Origin of the sequence: Aureimonas endophytica (genome assembly GCF_014642635.1) — a bacterium.
Lineage (GTDB): Bacteria > Pseudomonadota > Alphaproteobacteria > Rhizobiales > Rhizobiaceae > Plantimonas > Plantimonas endophytica.
Genome location: NZ_BMIQ01000033.1, coordinates 1 through 986, shown reverse-complemented (window position 1 = coordinate 986; position 986 = coordinate 1). Strand labels below are relative to the sequence as shown.

Annotated in this window: 1 protein-coding gene and 1 pseudogene; both read left to right on the top strand. The window is 62.3% G+C overall.

Annotated features, from left to right (window positions below; genetic code table 11):
* A pseudogene (locus IEY14_RS25690) lies at positions 1-100 on the top strand (flagellin); the annotation flags it as partial.
* Between the two features lie 517 nt (positions 101-617).
* Positions 618-986 (top strand): flagellin N-terminal helical domain-containing protein (locus tag IEY14_RS25685; protein ID WP_444542175.1); only part of this gene is annotated, 369 nt, incomplete at its 3' end.

Genomic DNA, 986 nt, shown 5'->3' with positions numbered 1-986 from the left:
CCAGGCCCTGCAGGTCAAGCAGCAGCTCGGCGTCCAGTCCCTCTCCATCGCCAACCAGTCCAGCCAGACCATCCTCAGTCTGTTCCAGAGCGGCCGCTAAAACGAAAAGGCGGGCGACGCCGATCGCTCGAACCCGTCGAAAAGCCCCGGACCTCGCGGTCCGGGGCTTTTTTGATTCACGGGTCGCGCACTTCGTACGGTCGCCGGCCAGGGAGGGCGGACGGACTGGTCAACGGCGGCCCGGTCCTGCGTGTCGGGGCTCCCGAGGTCGACAGGGCGGCTTGCGGGCTCGTGAAGTCGCGGAGGGGCTTGCACACTCCCTTCGCGATACGTCCCGACGGCGACAAGGCCCAGGTAAGGGAGATCGTTTCCGTGCTTCCGGCGACCTCCCGATTCGAGGCTCGCATTTCAACCCCCAAGATCTCGGCTAGCGGTCGTTCGCTAAACTTGTCTCGGCCCGCTTTGCGATTCATCCGCTGTTAAAGGCGGGCGGCTAGATTGATCGACATGAAGGATTGATCGAGAAAAGCAAATTCGATCAAAGGCATGACGCCGGTCTTTCATGCTGGTTCCGACCCAGCCTGTCCCTTTTTACCGAAGTATCGGGACAAACTTCCATGACGAGCGTGAACACCAACGCGGCGGCGATCACGGCGCTCCGCACCCTCCAGAACACCAACGCGCAGCTCGACAAGACGCAGCAGCGCATCTCGACCGGCTACAAGATCGGCGAAGCCAAGGACAACGCTGCCTACTGGGCGATCTCCACGTCGCTGAAGTCCGACAACAAGTCGCTCTCCACGGTCAAGGACGCCCTCAACCTCGGGTCCTCCACGGTGGATACGGCTTACCAGGGCCTCAACAAGGCCAAGGACGTTCTCGACGAGATCAAGTCCAAGCTGACGGCGGCGACGCAGGACGGCGTGGACCGCGACACGATCCAGAACGAGATCAGCCAGCTGCAGGCGCAGCTGAAGTCGATCGCC